Raw genomic sequence first — 17,180 nt, 5'->3', positions numbered from 1 at the left:
CCCGGCAAGATCACGATTCTCCACCCTGTTACCGCGCTGGCATGAAGGTTTCACCCATTGCGGATACAAGTCAAAGTTTAAATTGCGTGACCGGAATATTTCAGTCGTTCCGCGTCCCGCCGTCGTTGGAGCATCCGCTTTCCGGCGAGCAAGGAAGCGGCCGGAAGGCCAATCTCAGCCGCCATATTGCTCGTCGGTAACATGTTCCAGCCAGTCCACCACCTTGCCGTCCTTGACCTCCTGAAGCGCGATATGGGTCATGGCGACATTGGGTGCCGCGCCATGCCAGTGTCTTTCGCCGGGTGCGAACCACACGACGTCTCCGGGGCGGATTTCCTCCACCGGGCCACCCTCGCGCTGCACGCGGCCGAAGCCGGAGACGACGATCAGTGTCTGGCCGAGCGGGTGGGTATGCCAGGCGGTGCGGGCGCCGGGCTCGAAGGTGACCTGGGCGCCCTGCACCCGCTCCGCATCAAAGGGGTTGAAGAGCGGGTCGATGCGGACTGTTCCCGTGAACCATGCCTCGGGGCCTTTGGCGGACGCTCGGGTTCCTGCGCGCAATATTTCCATGGTCATTCTCCTGTCTGATATCGTGTCACGATTGGATGTGGGAATTTGTCTGTTGTCCACCGGGGGGCGTAAAAATCTGATCGAGTGGCAGGCTCCGAAGCATTTTCCAAATGCCCGGCATTTTTCCTGTTTCTCTAGGTTATCTCATTCTTTTGCGAGCATTTTTCGACACTGAAGACATTTGTTCCACGGCCTTTCAGACGTGATGACAAAAATTATTCTCGGGATTGACTCATTTATGAAACCGGTTACATTCGCGGATGTAAACGGTTTCATCGTTGAAAACCGTGCTTGGAGGAGCAAATTTTCATGTTTAGACATTTGATGGCTGCTGCTGCGATGGTGCTGGCGGCCGGCACGTCCGTGCACGCGCAGGAACAGAGCTTCAAGATCGGTCTCTCCAATTCATTCGTTGGTAGCGAATGGCGCACGCAGATGATCGAAGAGGCTCAGGCTGCCGCGAAGGCTTGGGGCGAAAAGGGCGTCAAGGTCGAGGTTGTTGTCCAGAGCGGCAATGTTGATGTGCAGGGGCAGATTGGCCATATCCGCAATTTCATGAACCAGGGCGTTGATGCGATCCTTATCAACCCCGGCAGCCCGACGGCTTTCGATCCGATCTTCGCGCAGGCAAAGGCGCGCAACATTCTCGTTATCGCGACTGACGCCGAAGTGTCCTCGAAGGATGCGATCTATGTCGGCATCGACCAGAAGGCATGGGCGGCACAGTCCGCGCAGTGGCTTGCGGATGCGCTGAAGGGCAAGGGAAGTGTCGTCGCCATCAACGGCATCGCCGGCAACCCCGCCAATGAGGCCCGCGTCGCCGGTTACCGCGAAGTGTTCAAGAAATACCCCGATATCAAGGTGCTGAACGAAGCCAATGCAAGCTGGGATCAGGCGCAGGGCCAGCAGGCCATGCAGAACCTGCTTGCCACCTATCCCGACATCAGCGGCGTCTGGGTGCAGGACGGCATGGCGGACGGCGCATGGCGCGCCATCGAAGCCGCCGGCAAGACCAAGGACATTGCCGCGACCGGTGAAATCCGCAAGGACTTCATGACCCGCTGGGAAAAGGAAAAGTTCAATTCCGGCGCTTCGGTCAATCCTCCCGGTGTCATGGCCAGCGCGCTCAACGTTGCTGTCCTGAAGCTGCAGGGCAAGGAATTCAAGGACGGCGTCTTCGGTGGCACCTATGGCAACGCCATCTATATTCCGATCCCCTTCGTCAGCAACGACAACCTTGCCGACAATATCAAGGCCGCCGATGGCAAGCCGGGCTACTGGTCCGTCACGGCAACCGTGACGCCGGAGCAGGCTGGCGAGTTCTTCAAGTAAGACCGCTCTCGGGCTGGCGGCGAACGCCGGCCCGAACCACAATTTCGAGTGCGGAAAGGGCCTTGGCCATCCGCCTGTGACAAGCAATATTCGGGGACATGCGATGGCGAACGCTTTGGAAGCGGCCGGCATAACGAAGAATTTTGGCGCCGTGCGCGCGCTTTCCGCCGGCAGGCTGACCGTCGGTCGCGGTGAAATTCACGCGCTGCTGGGCGCCAATGGCTGCGGCAAGAGCACGCTTTGCAAGATCGTTGCGGGCGCGGTCGCGCCGACCAGCGGCACGATCCGGTTCAACGGTGCGGAAGTACGCTTCAAAAGCCCGCGGGACGCCGAAAATGCCGGTATTGCGCTGTTTTATCAGGAACTCAGCCTCGTTCCGCAGCTTTCGGTCGCCGATAATATCTTTCTCGGCCGCGAGCCGAAGCGCGGCATCTTCATTGATGGCAAGGCGCTGAAGGCCGAAGCAGCCAGACTGATTGCGCTGTTTGACGGCGTGGCAGGGGAAGGGCTGGAGCCGGACGCAATCGTTGGCAATCTGCCGCCGGATCAGCGCCAGCTCGTCGAAATCCTCAAGGTCTTCGCCCAGAATGCCAGCCTGATGATCATGGACGAGGCGACGGCGGCGCTCGATGGCCGCCAGTCCCAGCGCTTTTTCGAGATACTCCGGGCCAAGAAGGCCGACGGTATCTCGACCATCATGATTTCCCACCGTCTCGACGAGGTTTTTGCCGTCTGCGACCGCATCACCGTGATGCGTAACGGCGCGACGATTTCCGAACTCGATACGGCGGCCACCACCCGTGAAGCCGTCGTGCACGACATGGTCGGCGATGTCCGCGCAGCACCCGCCCGCCAGCAGGGACGCGCTGCTGCCGCACCCAGCCTTAAGGTGACTGGTGTTGCGGGTGATGGTGTTCGTGGCGTTACCCTGGAAGCCTATCCGGGTGAAATCGTCGGTCTGGCTGGTTTGCAGGGGCAGGGCCAATCGGCCTTGCTGAAGGGCCTTTTTGGTGCAACGCCCTTTGCGACAGGCCAAGTCCGCTTCGAGGGCCGTGAAATCACCATCGGCAAGCCTTCGCAGGCGGTTCACAACGGTTTTGCCTATGTCTCGGGCGATCGCGGCCGGGACGCCTCGCTTCAGGGCCGGTCGATCTTCGAAAATCTCGTCGCCGCGCTGATGGTGCGCGAAAAGATGCGGCTGGTTCGGCCCGCAACTTTGAAGCCGCGGGTACAAAAGGTCGCTGATGATATGAAGACGAAGTTCGCCGGCATGGACATGGCCATCGGTACGCTTTCCGGCGGCAACCAGCAGAAGATCTTCATTTCCCGCTGGCTCGCCACATCGCCGAAACTGCTTCTGCTTGATGATCCGACCAAGGGTATCGATCTCGGCGCCAAGGCCGATCTCTTCGCGCTGATGCGGCAACAGGCCGACGCCGGCGCGACCATTCTTCTCTATTCCTCGGAAGATGCGGAAATCCTCGAATATGCCGACCGCATTCTCGTCTTCAACGGCGGACGCATCTCTGCGGAACTGACCGGAGCCGACATGACATCCGTCAACATGACCCGCGCCGCCTATGGAGACGCCGCATGAATTCCCAAGGCTTTCTGCGCAGGCAACCCTGGATCATCACCCTCGTCGTTCTGGCCGTTCTCGTTGCCGTGAACACGTTTCTGCAGCCATCCTTCGTTCAGCCCTCCGTGCTGCAATCGAACCTGACGACGTTTCTGCCGCTGATCCTGGTCGCCATCGGCCAGACCTACGTCATTCTGGCCGGAGATATCGATCTTTCAGTCGGCAGCATCGTGGCGCTCGCCAATGTCGTCACCGTCAGCGTCATCGCCGCACTCGGCGGCACGACGGGTGCTGTCTTCGCCGGCATGGCGGCGGGTGCGGCTGTCGGGCTGCTCTGTGGACTGGTCAATGGTTTCTTCATTTCCGGCCTGCGCTTCCAGCCTATCGTCACCACTTTCGCGACCGGCATTATCTTCGCCGGTCTGGCGATCTGGGTCTTGCCGCAGGCAGGTCTTCCGGTGCCGGAAGCCTATTGGCAGACCTATTCCGGCAGCTTTATCGGCCTGCCATTCGTGCTGTGGGTACTGCTGGCGGGCATCGCTTTCACGCTGATCGTGTCGCGCATTCCTTTCCACACGCATCTGCTTGCCGTCGGCGGCAATCGCACCGGCGCCTTCCAGACGGGCCTGCGCCTTTCCGGCATCCGCATCGGCGCATATATGATCTCCGGCCTGTTCTCGGCGCTGGCAGCGCTCTGCCTGACGGGCGAAACCGCCTCGGGCGACCCGCTGCTTGGCGCAAGTCTGGCGTTGTCTTCCATCTCGGCCGTGGTTTTGGGCGGCACCGCACTTTCGGGCGGTTTCGGCAGCTCGACCGGGTCGATTGCCGGCGCGCTGGTGCTGGGCATGATCGGCAATGTGATTTTCTTTGCGGGCCTGCCTTTCGAGTACCAGACACTGGTGCAGGGTTTGATCGTACTGACGGCGCTGGCCGGCGGTGTTCTGGTGACGAGGCGTTGATATGACCAATCCCGGCTTACAAATCAAAACCCTCCTTACCGATCCCCTGACCATCGCCATTGGTGCATCGGCCTTCCTGCTGCTGGTCGGCGAATTGCTGTCGCCCGGCTTCGCCCAGGGCTCGCAGATCGTGCGGCTGCTGACGATTGCCGCCATTCTCGGCATCGTCGCGGCGGGCCAGAACCTCGTCATCCTCGGCGGCCGTGAAGGCATCGACCTTTCCGTCGGCGCGATGATCTCGCTTGGCGCCGTCCTTGCCGGCAATATGATGAACGGCCAGAATGTCGGCATTCCGCTTGCCATTCTCGTTGCCGGCGGCATTCCCTTCCTGATCGGCCTCATCAACGGCCTCGGCATCACCTTCGTGCGCATTCCGCCGCTGGTCATGACGCTTGGCATGACGGCCGTCATTCAGGGCGGGCTGGTCGTCTATTCGCAGGGCGTTCCATCAGGTGCGGCAGCGCCACTGCTGGCGGGCTTCATCAACCGTCCGCTCATTTTCGGTATTCCCGGCGTACTCTTCGTCTGGCTGGGCATCGCCGCAATCATGCTCTTCGTGCTGCGCCGTACCGCCTTTGGTTTCGCCATATATGCTATCGGTTCCAACGAGCGGGCGGCGACGCTTACCGGATTGCCCGTCTCTTTGATCCGCACGCTGCTTTATGGCCTTTCCGGCCTGTTTGCCGGGCTGACCGGGGTGTGCGTCATCGGTTACACCGGCACGTCCTTCATCTCCGTCGGCGACCAATATGTGCTTCCGTCGATCATCGCTGTTGTCATCGGCGGCACCTCGCTTGCCGGCGGTGCGGGCGGATATGTTGGAACCATGGCCGGGGCAGTTGCGCTCACCATTCTGCAAAGCGTACTGATAACGCTCAACCTCGATGTATGGGCACGGCAGATCATATTCGGTGTCACGTTGCTAGCGCTGATGCTGCTTTATGGCCGCCAAAAGCAGTTGCGTGTGTGACAGATGAGCAAAGACCAAGGTTCGAATATCAGGGAAGTTGCAGCTCTCGCGGGCGTTTCCATCGCGACCGTATCGCGGGCGCTGCAGCAACCCGACAAGGTTCGCCCGGAAACCAGGAAGAAGGTTTTCGACGCCGTGCGGCAGGCGAACTTCGTTCCCAATGCGCAGGCGGCCAGTTTCCGCCGCCAATCCAACAACACCGTCATCCTTCTCGTTCGCGATATCGGCAACCCGTTTTATCTCGAAATCTACAAGGGCGTTGAGGAAGCGGCGGGCGAAGCGGGCTTCAAGGTGCTGATGGGCGATGCCCGCAACGACGAGAACCGCGTGGCGACCCATATCGACATGGTGCGCCAGAAACATGCCGACGGGCTTATCCTGATGACCGGCCAGTTTCCCTCCGAGCTTCTCGATCAGGGCGACGCACTGCCGCCGATTGTCATCGCGTCGGAAACGGTGCCCGGCCTCGCGCTGCCGACCGTCAAGGTGGACAACCGTGCCGCCTCCATGAATGCCATGCGGCACCTCATCGAGGCGGGGCATAAAGAGATCGTGCATCTGGCCGGTCCCGTTCCGGAAAGTCTGGCGCAGGAGCGTTTCGATGGTTACCGCGCAGCACTTGCCGAGGCTGGCATAACCTACACCGACGAACTGGTGGTGACGGGCGACTACAGCATCGAGGCCGGCCGTCAGGCGATAACCGGCCTTCTCGAAGGCGGCATCACCTTTACCGCGATCTTCGCATCTAGCGACCAGATGGCGATTGGCGCGATCAGCGAGTTGCGGGCGCGTGGGGTTTCGGTTCCGGCCGACGTCTCCGTCATCGGCTTCGACGACATCATCTTCGCCAATGCGTTTGAGCCGCCGCTGACGACGGTGCGCCAGCCCCGCCAGGAAATGGGCCGCAGGGCCATGGCGCTGATGGTGGACAGATTGAACGGAAAACGCACGGCTGAAACCATCGTGCTGGATACGGAACTGGTGGTGCGCGGCTCGGTCGCGCCCTGCCGCCCGCCGCATCGGTAGCGGCCAGACTGTGAATGCAAGGAGTGTAAGGACATGAAGACGATCAGAGGCCCGGCAATTTTCCTCGCGCAATTTGCCGGAGACGAGGCCCCTTTCGACACGCTCGACAATCTCGGCCAATGGGCGGCTTCGCTCGGTTACAAGGGCATTCAGGTGCCGACCGATCCCAAACTCTTCGATCTGGAAAAGGCCGCCGCCTCCAGGACCTATTGCGACGATATCAAGGGCCGTCTGGCCGAGATCGGCGTCGAGATCACCGAGCTTTCGACGCATATTCAGGGCCAGCTTGTCGCCGTTCATCCCGTCTATGATGAAATGTTCGATGGTTTCGCGCCGCCTGAACTGCGCGGCAAACCGCAGGCGCGGCAGGAATGGGCCGTCAATCAGCTGAAGTATGCGGCGAAGGCGTCGCAGCACCTTGGCCTCAAGAGCCATGCGACTTTCTCCGGCGCGCTTGCCTGGCCGTTCGTTTACCCATGGCCGCAGCGTCCGGCCGGGCTTGTCGAAATGGCCTTTGCCGAACTCGGCAAGCGCTGGACACCCATTCTCGATGTCTTCGAAGAGAATGGCATCGATCTCTGCTACGAGCTGCATCCGGGTGAGGATTTGCATGATGGCGTTACCTTCGAGCGTTTCCTTGACGCCACCGGTAATCACCCGCGTGCCAACCTGCTCTACGATCCCTCGCATTTCGTCCTGCAGGCGATGGATTATCTCGGTTTCATCGACATTTACCACGAGCGTATCCGTGCCTTTCACGTCAAGGATGCCGAGTTCAATCCGACTGGCCGTTCCGGCGTTTATGGCGGTTATCAGAGCTGGGTCGACCGGCCTGGGCGGTTCCGTTCGCTGGGCGACGGGCATGTCGATTTCGGCGCGGTGTTTTCCAAGCTCACCCAATATGACTTCGAGGGCTGGGCGGTGCTGGAGTGGGAATGCGCGCTGAAACACCCGGAAGACGGCGCGCGTGAAGGCGCAAGCTTCATTGAAAATCACATCATCCGCGTGACGGAGCGGGCTTTCGACGATTTCGCCAAAAGCGGCATCGATGATGCCGCCAATCGTCGCCTTCTTGGACTTTGAAAGGGATAGCCATGTCCTCCGCTACAAAGAAATTCGATAGCCGCCGTATCCGCCTCGGCATGGTCGGTGGTGGTCAGGGTGCCTTTATCGGTGCCGTGCACCGCATCGCGGCCCGGCTGGATGACCGTTACGAGCTGGTGGCCGGCGCGCTTTCCTCCGATCCCGCGCGTGCTGGCGCTTCTGCAACCCTGCTCGGCATTGCGCCGGAGCGCTCCTATGCCTCGTTCGAGGAAATGGCGGCATTCGAGGCTGGTCGGGAAGATGGCATCGAGGCGGTCGCCATCGTCACCCCCAACCATCTGCATTTTGCTCCGTCCAAGGCATTTCTCGACGCCGGCATCCACGTCATCTGCGACAAGCCGGTGACCGCGACGCTGGAAGAGGCGAAGGAGCTTGCCGGGGTTGTCCGGGCATCCGACAGGTTGTTCATCCTGACGCATAACTACACCGGCTACGCGATGCTGCGGCAGATGCGCGAGATGATCGCCGATGGAGCCATCGGCAAGCTGCGCCATGTTCAGGCCGAATATGCGCAGGACTGGCTGACGGAAGCCGTTGAAAAGACGGGTGCGAAGGGTGCGGAATGGCGCACCGACCCCAGCCGCTCCGGCGCGGGCGGGGCAATCGGCGACATCGGCACCCATGCCTTCAACGCCGCTGCCTTCGTCACGGGCGAAATCCCGACAAGCCTTTATGCCGATCTGACGTCGTTCGTTCCGGGCCGGCAGCTGGATGACAGCGCCAATATTCTGCTGCGTTATGAAAGCGGCGCCAAGGGGATGCTCTGGGCGAGCCAGATCGCGGTCGGCAATGAAAATGCGCTGTCGCTGCGGGTCTATGGCGATAAAGGCGGGCTTGAATGGCACCACCGGGTGCCGGACGAGCTGTGGTTCACGCCTTATGGCGAACCTAAGCGGCTTATCACCCGCAACGGGGCAGGCGCAGGTGCTGCCGCCAACCGTGTCAGCCGCGTGCCGTCAGGGCACCCGGAGGGTTATCTCGAGGGTTTTGCGACGATTTACCGCGAAGCCGCAGATGCAATCATCGCAAAGAGGGAGGGAAAGACAGCCGCCGGGGAGGTGATTTACCCCGGCATAGAGGACGGCCTTGCGGGTCTCGCATTCATCGATGCGGCCGTGCGGTCCAGTCGGACCTCGTCCTGGGTAGGGATCGACATCTAGATCATCGCTTATCGAGGACGGACGACGCAGGGCACAGGAGGTGGTGCCCGGCATAACCTGGCTAGGAGGCCGGGAAAGGCGTGGGCACACGTGTCGTCACATTGATCAAACGGAAAGGGAGTTACGCGTTTGAAAACGTTCAAGTCAAAATTCGTGAAGATGGCAGCCGTCGTCGCATTGGCGGCCGGCATCACGAACCCGGTTCTGGCCGAAGACAGCAAGACGCTGCCGATCGCCGCGCAGATGTACACATTGCGCAATGCGGGGACGCTTGAGGAGCAGCTTGCCATTCTCAACCGCGCTGGTGTTTCGGCAGTTGAAACGGTGGATATGCAGAAGGTCAGCGCCAGCGAGCTGAACGCGCTCCTGGAAAAGCACAAGATCAAGGTCATTTCCTCGCATGTGCCGATCGATAAGCTGCGCGGCAACCTCGATGAGGTCATCACCGAGCAGAAGGCCGTCGGCAATCCTGTTGTCACCGTGCCTTTCCTGAAGCCGGAAGACCGCCCGAAGGACGCCGCAGGCTGGACCGCCTTCGGCAAGGAGCTTGGTGGTTACGCGGACAAGCTGTCTGCGGCGGGCCTCTCGATGGCCTACCACAATCATGACTTTGAAATGGTCAAGTTCGATGACAAGACGGCGCTTGAGCTGTTGCTGGATGCTGCCGGCCCGAAACTGCAGAGCGAGCTCGATGTCGCCTGGGTGGCGCGCAGCGGCAATGATCCGGCCGCGTTCCTCGGCACCTTGAAGGGCCGGGTATTTGCCATCCATGCCAAGGACAACGCGCCTGCGGGCACGGCGGAAAACGAGCGCGGCTTTGCCACACTCGGCACCGGCGTTCTTGACTGGAAGGCAATTCTGCCGGCGGCCAAGCAGGCCGGCGTCAAGTGGTTCATCCTTGAGCACGACCTTCCGCTCGATGCCGAAGCTGTCGTGACCAAGGGCAATGCGTTCCTCAATGAACGCCTGCCGACCCTTCAGTAATCACTGCCAGTAAAACCAGAACCGCTCCCCGGCGGCCGGTTTCGCCGGGGCGCATGAGGTTCGACAGACGCATGACCAGTTTCCGCCGCACCGCGACGGGAAGCGCTTCGTCTTGTCGTTTTTTCCACGTCACATCGGAGGAGTTATCATGGCAAACAATCATTATGATGCGATTGTTGTCGGCTCGGGCATCAGTGGAGGCTGGGCCGCGAAGGAACTCACGCAGAAGGGCCTGAAGGTTCTGATGCTGGAGCGCGGCCGGAACATCGAGCACATCACCGACTATCAGAATGCGGACAAGGAGGCCTGGGATTATCCCCACCGCAACCGCGCCACGCAGGAGATGAAGGCGAAATATCCCGTCCTCAGCCGCGATTACCTGCTGGAAGAGGCAACGCTCGGCATGTGGGCCGATGAGCAGGAAACGCCCTATGTCGAGGAAAAGCGCTTCGACTGGTTCCGCGGCTATCATGTCGGCGGCCGCTCGCTGCTCTGGGGCCGCCAGACCTATCGCTGGTCGCAGACGGATTTCGAAGCCAATGCAAAGGAAGGCATCGCCGTCGACTGGCCGATCCGCTATGAAGACGTCTCTCCATGGTATGATTATGTCGAGCGTTTTGCCGGCATTTCCGGCAGCCGCGAGGGGCTGGATATTCTCCCTGATGGCGAATTCCTGCCGCCCATTCCGCTCAATTTCGTCGAGCAGGATGTGGCGAGCCGGCTGAAGAAAGCCTTCAGGGGCACGCGCCATCTCATCAATTCGCGCTGCGCCAACATCACCCAGGAACTTCCCGATCAGGAGCGCACGCGCTGTCAGTTCCGCAACAAGTGTCGGCTGGGCTGTCCCTTCGGCGGCTATTTCAGCACGCAGGCATCGACCCTGCCTGCGGCGGTCGCCACCGGCAATCTGACGCTCAGGCCTTTCTCCATCGTCAAGGAAATCTTGTACGACAAGGACAAGAAGAAGGCGCGTGGCGTCGAGATCATCGATGCAGAAACCAACCTCACCTATGAATATACCGCCGACATCATCTTCCTGAATGCCTCGACGCTGAACTCGACATGGGTGCTGATGAACTCGGCCACAGACGTCTGGGAAGGCGGACTTGGAAGCAGCTCGGGCGAACTCGGCCATAACGTGATGGACCACCATTTCCGCATGGGCGCCACCGGCCAGGTGGAAGGTTTCGAGGACTTCTACTTCAAGGGCCGCCGCCCGGCGGGCTTCTACATTCCGCGCTTCCGCAATACCGGCGACGACAAGCGCAAATATCTGCGCGGTTTCGGGTATCAGGGTTCGGCCAGCCGTTCGCGCTGGGAGCGGGAAATCGCCGAACTCAATATCGGTGCCGATTACAAGGAGGCGCTGACAGAGCCCGGCGGCTGGACCATCGGCATGACCGCCTTCGGCGAAATGCTGCCCTATCATGAGAACCGCGTGAAACTGGATCATGAGAAGAAGGACAAATGGGGCCTGCCGGTCCTGTCAATGAATGTCGAGATGAAGCAGAACGAACTCGATATGCGCGAAGACATGGTCAATGACGCCGTCGAGATGTTCGAGGCGGTCGGCATCAAGAACGTCAAGCCGTCGCGGGGCAGTTACGCCCCCGGCATGGGTATTCATGAAATGGGAACGGCCCGCATGGGACGCGACCCGAAAACCTCCGTCCTCAACGGCAACAACCAGGTCTGGGATGCGCCCAATGTCTTCGTGACTGACGGTGCCTGCATGACTTCGGCCTCCTGCGTCAACCCGTCCCTGACCTATATGGCGCTGACGGCGCGTGCGGCCGATTTTGCCGTTTCCGAACGCAAGAAGGGGAACCTGTGATGAACAGACGCGAACTGCTGAAACTGATAGCCATTGCCACCGGCCTTCCATTGATCGGCGCGGATGTTCTGACGGCCGCCGAAAACGCTGCCAAGCCCGCCGGCGCTGCCCATGTCTTTACCCCGGAGGAAATCCGCTTTCTGGATGAGGTGGCGGAAACCATCATTCCCCGCACCTCCACGCCGGGGGCGAAGGATGCCGAAGTGGGTGCATTCATGGCCGTCTATGCGGCCGACTGCTACACCGACGAGCAACGTGCTCTCTTCCTCTCGGCAATTTCCGACATCGAGAAGCGCAGTCAGGCCGAACACAAGAAGGGCTTTCTGGATTTGACGGCAGAGCAACGGCAAGCGTTGCTTTCGGCGCTGGACAAGCAGGCCAAGGCGGAACAGACACCGGCAAAGCCGCATGCCTTCACGCTCGTCAAGCAATTGACGCTACTCGGCTTCTTCACCTCGAAGATCGGCGCCACGGAAGTGCTCGTCTACGACGAGATTCCCGGTGGTTTCGAAGACCGCGTTCCCTATAAGAAGGGCACGCCCGCCTGGGGCACGACCTGAGGAGAATTGTCGGCCCGTCCGCATTTGCGGGCGGGCCGCATTCATGCGGCAAGATAAGGATGACACGATGCGCAAGACAATAATCATCGCGGCGGCAATGCTGACCGCAAGCGCCATTCCCGCTCTCTCGGAGGGCGATGTTGCCAAGGGGGAGGCGGTCTTCAAGCGCTGTTCCGCCTGCCACGCCATCGGCGAGGGCGCGAAAAACCGGGTCGGCCCGCAGCTTAACGGCATCATCGGCCGTGCAGCGGGCGGCGCGCCTGACTATACTTACTCGGCTGCGATGAAAAAAGCGGGTGAGGACGGTCTTGTCTGGACACCCGAAGAATTGCGGGATTTCATCAGCGCGCCCAAAAAGAAAATACCCGGAAACAAGATGGCGCTGGCCGGCATCAGCAAGCCGGAAGATCTGGACAATCTCATCGCCTATATCGAAAGCGCGGCTTCCAAGCCCGCTGAATGAGAGCGGCGGGACAGACGGGTCGAGGCGCGGCCCTTGGCGAAGGCCGGCGGTATGGCGACAGGCACCTGCGCGCTACACCTGGCTTGCTTCGCCTTCCGCCAGCTGGGCAAGGCCCGGCAGGTTGCAGACCAGAAGCTTTTGTCGCCCACCCTGCACCAGTCCCTTGGACTCCCAGCTGGAAAGGATGCGCGAGACCGTGTGCAGCGTCGTGCCGGTCATCTCGGCAATATCCTGCCGCGAGATCGGGAAGTCGATACGGATGCCGTCTTCCTCCTTGCGGCCCGCCTGCTGCGAAAGGCGCAGCACGGCATGGGCCACCCGGCGCTCCACTTCCTGTGTCGACATCTCGCGGATGCGCGTATGGGCTTCCTCCAGACGCTGGCCGATCGTCTGCATGGCGGAAACGGCAAGATGCGGGTTCTGTTCGACGAATTGCGGCCAGAGGTCCGTCTGCCACGACAGGATGACGCTTTCGGCCGCCGTCGTGGCGGTGCCGGGATAATCGGACCGTTGCAGCGCTCTTGCGAAACCGAAGAGATCACCGGGATGCACCACGCGCACGATGATCTGCTGGCCGTCATGCGTCACCTGCGTCACCTTCAGGCGGCCATGGATAAGCAGGAAGAAATGCGTTGCCGACTGGCCCTGCTCGAAAATGGCTTCGCCCGGCGGCACCAGCCGGGATGTGGCGTGGGTCAGCAGTCCGTCCAGCTCATCGTCGGCCATCTTGGCAAACAAGGCCAGCGACCGGATGACGCTTCGGTCAATCTTCACTTGCACCCTCTCCGGTGATCGGACGATCCTCAAGGTGATTGCAGCGGCAATCGAGGACCGGCCTTTTCTGTATTGTCAGCATACAGCACTATCACCGGCGGCAGAAGATCAAATGATATGAATCAAGCACTTGTTTTAATTGACGATTGTCAAGAAAACAGGGTGGTGGCACGAAGCTTTTCGAGAAGCGGCGCGTACCAGCGCGTGTCTCTCACGAGCCTGAACCCGAGATTATCAGGCGGTACACCAACGGCGCAGCCGCCGCTTTTCGGGTTTTTGACGAAGGCGCTCATCGCCGCCCGGTGTTTTCCCGAAGCGACCGGAATACCGCAGGAGGCGACGCTATCGATTGCCTCACCATCCTTGCCGAGCGTCACGCGGTGGCTGCAGCTCGAGGTCCATTCCCAGACATTGCCGCCGAAATCGGCAAGGCCATATTCGTTTTCGCCGAAGCTGCCATAGGATTGCGGCACGGGGTTGCCCGAGGCCTTGCGGCTGGTCTGTCGCTCGTAATCCGCCAGCCAGCGCAAAGCCGGGTTTTCACTGTCCGCAGCGACACCGAGCGTCTCATCCGGAAAAAGCGAGCCGGCGGCGAAAGCCAGTTCAGCGTCGCTCGGCAGGCGCCAGACCTCGCCTGTCCGCTCGCTCAGCCACTTTGCATAGGCGCGGGCGTCGTCCTGGCTGATACCGGTTGCCGGTATCTCGCCGCCGACCGGAGCGGCAAAGCCGGGTTCCGGCTGCTGGCAACCGCCTTCCGCCACGCAGCGCGCATAATCCGCGCTCGATACCTGATATTTCATGATCGTCAGATTTTGTCGCATCGCCACGTCGACCATTGGACCATCGACGGCATAACCATTGCGGAAATATTCGCCCTCCGCCCGATAGGTGAAATGTCCGGCGGGCACTGTAACGACCTGTGGAGCCATCATGGCCGCGCGGTCATCAATACCGCTGCGGATGATCCCGGACTGGAAACCGATGGCCGTTGCCAGCAGCGTTGCAATCGAGAGCGGGAGAAGAAGCGAGACGGCATTTGGGAGGTGGCTGTTGCCGGGAATACCCATGGGAACCTGCCTGCGTCGAGAAGACGCCAAAGTTCGGGCCTGCTTTCAGGCCGCATAGCAGAAGGGGGAGCGCGCCGCGACCGCTGGCGGCAGCGCGCTCCCGTTTGTGTCAGATGCTCGATGGGGCGAGCACCGCCTGCATCAGGCTGTTGTTCCACTCACCCGTCACCTTGAAGTGGGCGGCTGCACCCAGCTCGAAAGCTTCGATGAGGTTGTGGTTGACATAAGCGTAGATGCCGGGCTGCTCGAAGGTATAGAAGGCTGCGCCCGCCGTGCCGCCGGGAATGAACCAGGTTTCCTGGTCGAGATCCGGCGGGTTGCGGAACTTGCCCGTCGCCCAGACATAATCGCCATGGCCGCCGATGAGGTGCGGACGGGTATCACGGTTAGCCTGCGAATGGACGATCAGCACCTTCTCGCCAACGGCGGCCTGAAGGGCATGTTCGCCGGTCAGGGCGCCGACAGCGCCGTTGAAGACGATGTGGCTCGGCGTCAGCTTGCGCATCACCTCCAGCGTGTCGGCCATGGCATCGCCGGCGCTTTCATATTTCTTGAAATTGCCGTTCTCGTCGCGCGGGATGTAGAAGTCCTGCTCGCCGACATAATAGATCTTGTCGTAAACAAGCTCCTTGCCGTGGCCGTCCGTCAGGCCCTCGCGCGGCAGCACCATGATCGCGCCATTCATGCCCGAGGTGACGTGCCATGGCACCATGCCGGGAGGTGCGCAGTGATAGACGAAGACGCCGGCCTTGGTGGCCTTGAAGCGCAGGATCGCCTTTTCACCGGGGTTGACGATGGTGAGCCCGCCGCCGCCGAGCGCGCCGGTGGCCGAGTGGAAATCGATATTGTGCTGCAGCTCATTCGTATCGGGGTTGATGAGGGTCAGTTCGACATAGTCGTCCTGGTGCACCACCATCAGAGGCCCGGGAACCGAACCGTTGAAGGTCATGGCGTGGACCTCGGTGCCCTTGTCGTCGAGGATCATCTTCTGCTCTTTGATCGTGAGCGTGAACTCGACGATCTTCGGTCCGCCTTCGGCTTTCTGCGTGTGGGCGTGCACGAAGGGCGGTTTGACGAGATCAACTTTTACGCGAGGCAGCGCTGCAATCTCAGCGCTCGTCAATGGCTTGGCTGCGGCTTTCTTTTCCTCTGCCGCGCTCGCTGCCGATGGGATGATCATGGGGGCTACAGCCCCTGCAAATGCTGCGCCTGCGAGAATATTACGCCGTGTGATGTGGAAGGTTTCCGTCATCATTCTTCTCCTATCCCTCTTGGGGCAGAGCATGTTTCGCTCTGTCACAGCGTTTGTAGCGGAGGGGCGGAAATACAATTTGAGATGGAGCAAACTTCGCTTTCGGCACCCTGCGACATTTTGGCAGGCGGCTGAAGGCCGGTGTGGAAGCGTCGCACCGCCTCTTTGCCTGTTCGCAAAGAAGCCGGACGGGCTTGCGTCTAGACATATGTCAAGACCAAGCAAGGAGCATCATAATGAGTGGCAGCGAAACCGTTCTCACCGAAGGGCGCAGCCGGCCAAAGGGCGGCATTCCAAGAGGGCTGGCGCGCACCGGCCCGGTTATCTTTTCTTACGGCTTCCGGCCGTTTTTCCTCGGCGGTGCCCTGTGGGCCATCGTGGCGATGGTGTTGTGGATCGCAGCCCTTTCGGGCTTCATCGACCTCGGCGGGGATTACGGCGCACCGAACTGGCATGCCCATGAGATGCTGTTCGGTTTCGCTTCGGCTGTGCTGGCGGGCTTTCTTTTGACGGCCGTGCCGAACTGGACGGGGCGGCTGCCGGTATCGGGCAAACCCTTGGTGTGGCTGTTTGCGCTCTGGTGCGCCGGCCGGCTTTTCCTGCTTGTGTCGGACCAGGTGGGCGTGGTCACCGCCGCAGCCGTCGATGGGCTTTTCCTGCCGGCACTTCTGGCGATCTGCGCGCGCGAGGTCATTGCCGGGCGCAAATGGAAGGACCTGAAGGTGCTGGGCGGGCTGCTGGCGCTTTCCGTCGCCAACATCATATTCCACGTTGCGGCGATTGGGGGCGATCATAGCCAGATCGCGACCCGCCTTGCGGTCTCGGCCTATACGGTTCTTGTCATCATCGTCGGCGGCCGCATCGTGCCGAGTTTCACCCGCAACTGGCTGAACCGTTTTGGCCGCACGGATTTCCCGGTTCCCTATAACGGCTTCGACACCGCCGCCATCCTCACCGGCATCGCGGCGCTGGCCGTCTGGACGATTGAACCCGAAAGCATCGTGGCGGTGCCAGCGGCGTTTCTGGCGGCTTTCATGCACGCCGTGCGTCTGATCCGCTGGCGCGGCTGGACGACATGGCCGGAGCAGGTGCTGGTGGTGCTGCATGTGGCCTATGCCTTCATTCCCGTCGGTTTCATCACCATAGCGCTTGCGGCTCTTGATGTCATGGATACACGCTCCGTCCTGCATGTCTTCACCGTCGGCGTTATCGGCTGCATGATGCTTGCGGTGATGACGAGAGCGAGCCTTGGCCATACCGGGCGCAAGCTTGCGGCCAGCGGGGTCACCATTGCCGCTTATGTGGCGCTGATCGCCTGCGCGCTGCTGAGACCGGCAGCCGAGTTCTTCCCCGGTGCGATGATGCATCTCTACGCTTGCTCGGCGCTCTTCTGGATCGTGGGTTTCGGTCTCTTCTGCATTGAATATGGGCCGATCCTGATGCGTGAGCGCAAACCGCTGAAAGCCTAGATTGCTTGCGACGCCGCCAAAACGAAACGCCCCGGAAGCAATTTCCGGGGCGTTTCGTTTTCTGGGATTTGATATCC

The 17,180-nt window shown here is 60.8% G+C and carries 16 protein-coding genes; 12 read left to right on the top strand and 4 right to left on the bottom strand.

Going from position 1 to position 17,180, the window contains the following annotated elements; all coding sequences use genetic code 11:
• Positions 1 to 174: 174 nt before the first annotated feature.
• A complete protein-coding gene (locus tag JZX88_RS19095; protein WP_206914448.1) occupies positions 175 to 570 on the bottom strand; it encodes a cupin domain-containing protein in 396 nt (131 codons plus the stop codon).
• Between the two features lie 309 nt (positions 571 to 879).
• Between JZX88_RS19095 and JZX88_RS19090 the strand changes: the two genes are divergently transcribed.
• The 11 genes from JZX88_RS19090 to JZX88_RS19040 all read left to right on the top strand — a co-directional run bounded on the left by JZX88_RS19090 (position 880) and on the right by JZX88_RS19040 (position 12,541).
• Positions 880 to 1,902: a substrate-binding domain-containing protein gene (locus JZX88_RS19090; RefSeq protein WP_065117945.1), complete on the top strand. Its 1,023-nt coding sequence runs from the start codon at positions 880 to 882 to the stop codon at positions 1,900 to 1,902.
• Between the two features lie 103 nt (positions 1,903 to 2,005).
• Positions 2,006 to 3,499: a sugar ABC transporter ATP-binding protein gene (locus JZX88_RS19085; protein ID WP_206914447.1), complete on the top strand. Its 1,494-nt coding sequence runs from the start codon at positions 2,006 to 2,008 to the stop codon at positions 3,497 to 3,499.
• Positions 3,496 to 4,440 carry an ABC transporter permease gene (locus tag JZX88_RS19080; protein WP_206914446.1) on the top strand — a complete coding sequence of 315 codons (945 nt, stop codon included), beginning with the start codon at positions 3,496 to 3,498 and terminating at the stop codon, positions 4,438 to 4,440. Before JZX88_RS19085 ends, JZX88_RS19080 begins: the two co-directional genes overlap by 4 nt.
• Before the next feature lies 1 nt (position 4,441).
• Complete coding sequence (locus tag JZX88_RS19075) at positions 4,442 to 5,410, top strand: ABC transporter permease (protein WP_206914445.1); 969 nt, start codon at positions 4,442 to 4,444, stop codon at positions 5,408 to 5,410.
• A 3-nt stretch (positions 5,411 to 5,413) separates the two neighbouring features.
• A complete protein-coding gene (locus tag JZX88_RS19070) occupies positions 5,414 to 6,436 on the top strand; it encodes a LacI family DNA-binding transcriptional regulator (RefSeq protein WP_174032376.1) in 1,023 nt (340 codons plus the stop codon).
• 33 nt (positions 6,437 to 6,469) lie between these two features.
• On the top strand, positions 6,470 to 7,519 hold the full coding sequence (locus JZX88_RS19065; protein WP_206914444.1) for a sugar phosphate isomerase/epimerase: 1,050 nt from the start codon (positions 6,470 to 6,472) through the stop codon (positions 7,517 to 7,519).
• An 11-nt stretch (positions 7,520 to 7,530) separates the two neighbouring features.
• On the top strand, positions 7,531 to 8,700 hold the full coding sequence (locus tag JZX88_RS19060) for a Gfo/Idh/MocA family protein (RefSeq protein WP_206914443.1): 1,170 nt from the start codon (positions 7,531 to 7,533) through the stop codon (positions 8,698 to 8,700).
• 129 nt (positions 8,701 to 8,829) lie between these two features.
• Positions 8,830 to 9,684, top strand: a complete 855-nt coding sequence (locus JZX88_RS19055) for a sugar phosphate isomerase/epimerase (protein ID WP_206914442.1) — start codon at positions 8,830 to 8,832, stop codon at positions 9,682 to 9,684.
• Between the two features lie 148 nt (positions 9,685 to 9,832).
• Positions 9,833 to 11,518, top strand: coding sequence for a GMC oxidoreductase (locus JZX88_RS19050; RefSeq protein WP_206914441.1), 1,686 nt, complete (start codon positions 9,833 to 9,835; stop codon positions 11,516 to 11,518).
• A complete protein-coding gene (locus JZX88_RS19045) occupies positions 11,518 to 12,078 on the top strand; it encodes a gluconate 2-dehydrogenase subunit 3 family protein (protein WP_206914440.1) in 561 nt (186 codons plus the stop codon). Before JZX88_RS19050 ends, JZX88_RS19045 begins: the two co-directional genes overlap by 1 nt.
• Positions 12,079 to 12,145: 67 nt before the next feature.
• Complete coding sequence (locus tag JZX88_RS19040; RefSeq protein WP_206914439.1) at positions 12,146 to 12,541, top strand: cytochrome c family protein; 396 nt, start codon at positions 12,146 to 12,148, stop codon at positions 12,539 to 12,541.
• A 72-nt stretch (positions 12,542 to 12,613) separates the two neighbouring features.
• On the opposite strand, the gene JZX88_RS19035 is transcribed toward JZX88_RS19040, so the two are convergent.
• The 3 genes from JZX88_RS19035 to nirK form a co-directional block, all read right to left on the bottom strand.
• On the bottom strand, positions 12,614 to 13,315 hold the full coding sequence (locus JZX88_RS19035) for a Crp/Fnr family transcriptional regulator (RefSeq protein ID WP_065117779.1): 702 nt from the start codon (positions 13,313 to 13,315) through the stop codon (positions 12,614 to 12,616).
• A 149-nt stretch (positions 13,316 to 13,464) separates the two neighbouring features.
• Entirely contained in the window at positions 13,465 to 14,382 is a 918-nt protein-coding gene (locus JZX88_RS19030; protein WP_206914438.1) for an SUMF1/EgtB/PvdO family nonheme iron enzyme, read from the bottom strand.
• Positions 14,383 to 14,491: 109 nt separating this feature from the next.
• Positions 14,492 to 15,634 carry a copper-containing nitrite reductase gene (gene nirK / locus JZX88_RS19025; protein ID WP_206914437.1) on the bottom strand — a complete coding sequence of 381 codons (1,143 nt, stop codon included), beginning with the start codon at positions 15,632 to 15,634 and terminating at the stop codon, positions 14,492 to 14,494.
• Positions 15,635 to 15,870: 236 nt separating this feature from the next.
• Between nirK and JZX88_RS19020 the strand changes: the two genes are divergently transcribed.
• Complete coding sequence (locus JZX88_RS19020; RefSeq protein ID WP_206914436.1) at positions 15,871 to 17,103, top strand: NnrS family protein; 1,233 nt, start codon at positions 15,871 to 15,873, stop codon at positions 17,101 to 17,103.
• Positions 17,104 to 17,180 lie beyond the last annotated feature (77 nt).

The organism is Agrobacterium sp. OT33 (genome assembly GCF_017313365.1).
Lineage (GTDB): Bacteria > Pseudomonadota > Alphaproteobacteria > Rhizobiales > Rhizobiaceae > Agrobacterium > Agrobacterium rhizogenes_A.
The sequence above is the reverse complement of the archived record's forward strand: the minus strand, read 5'-3'. Positions and strand labels throughout refer to the sequence as shown.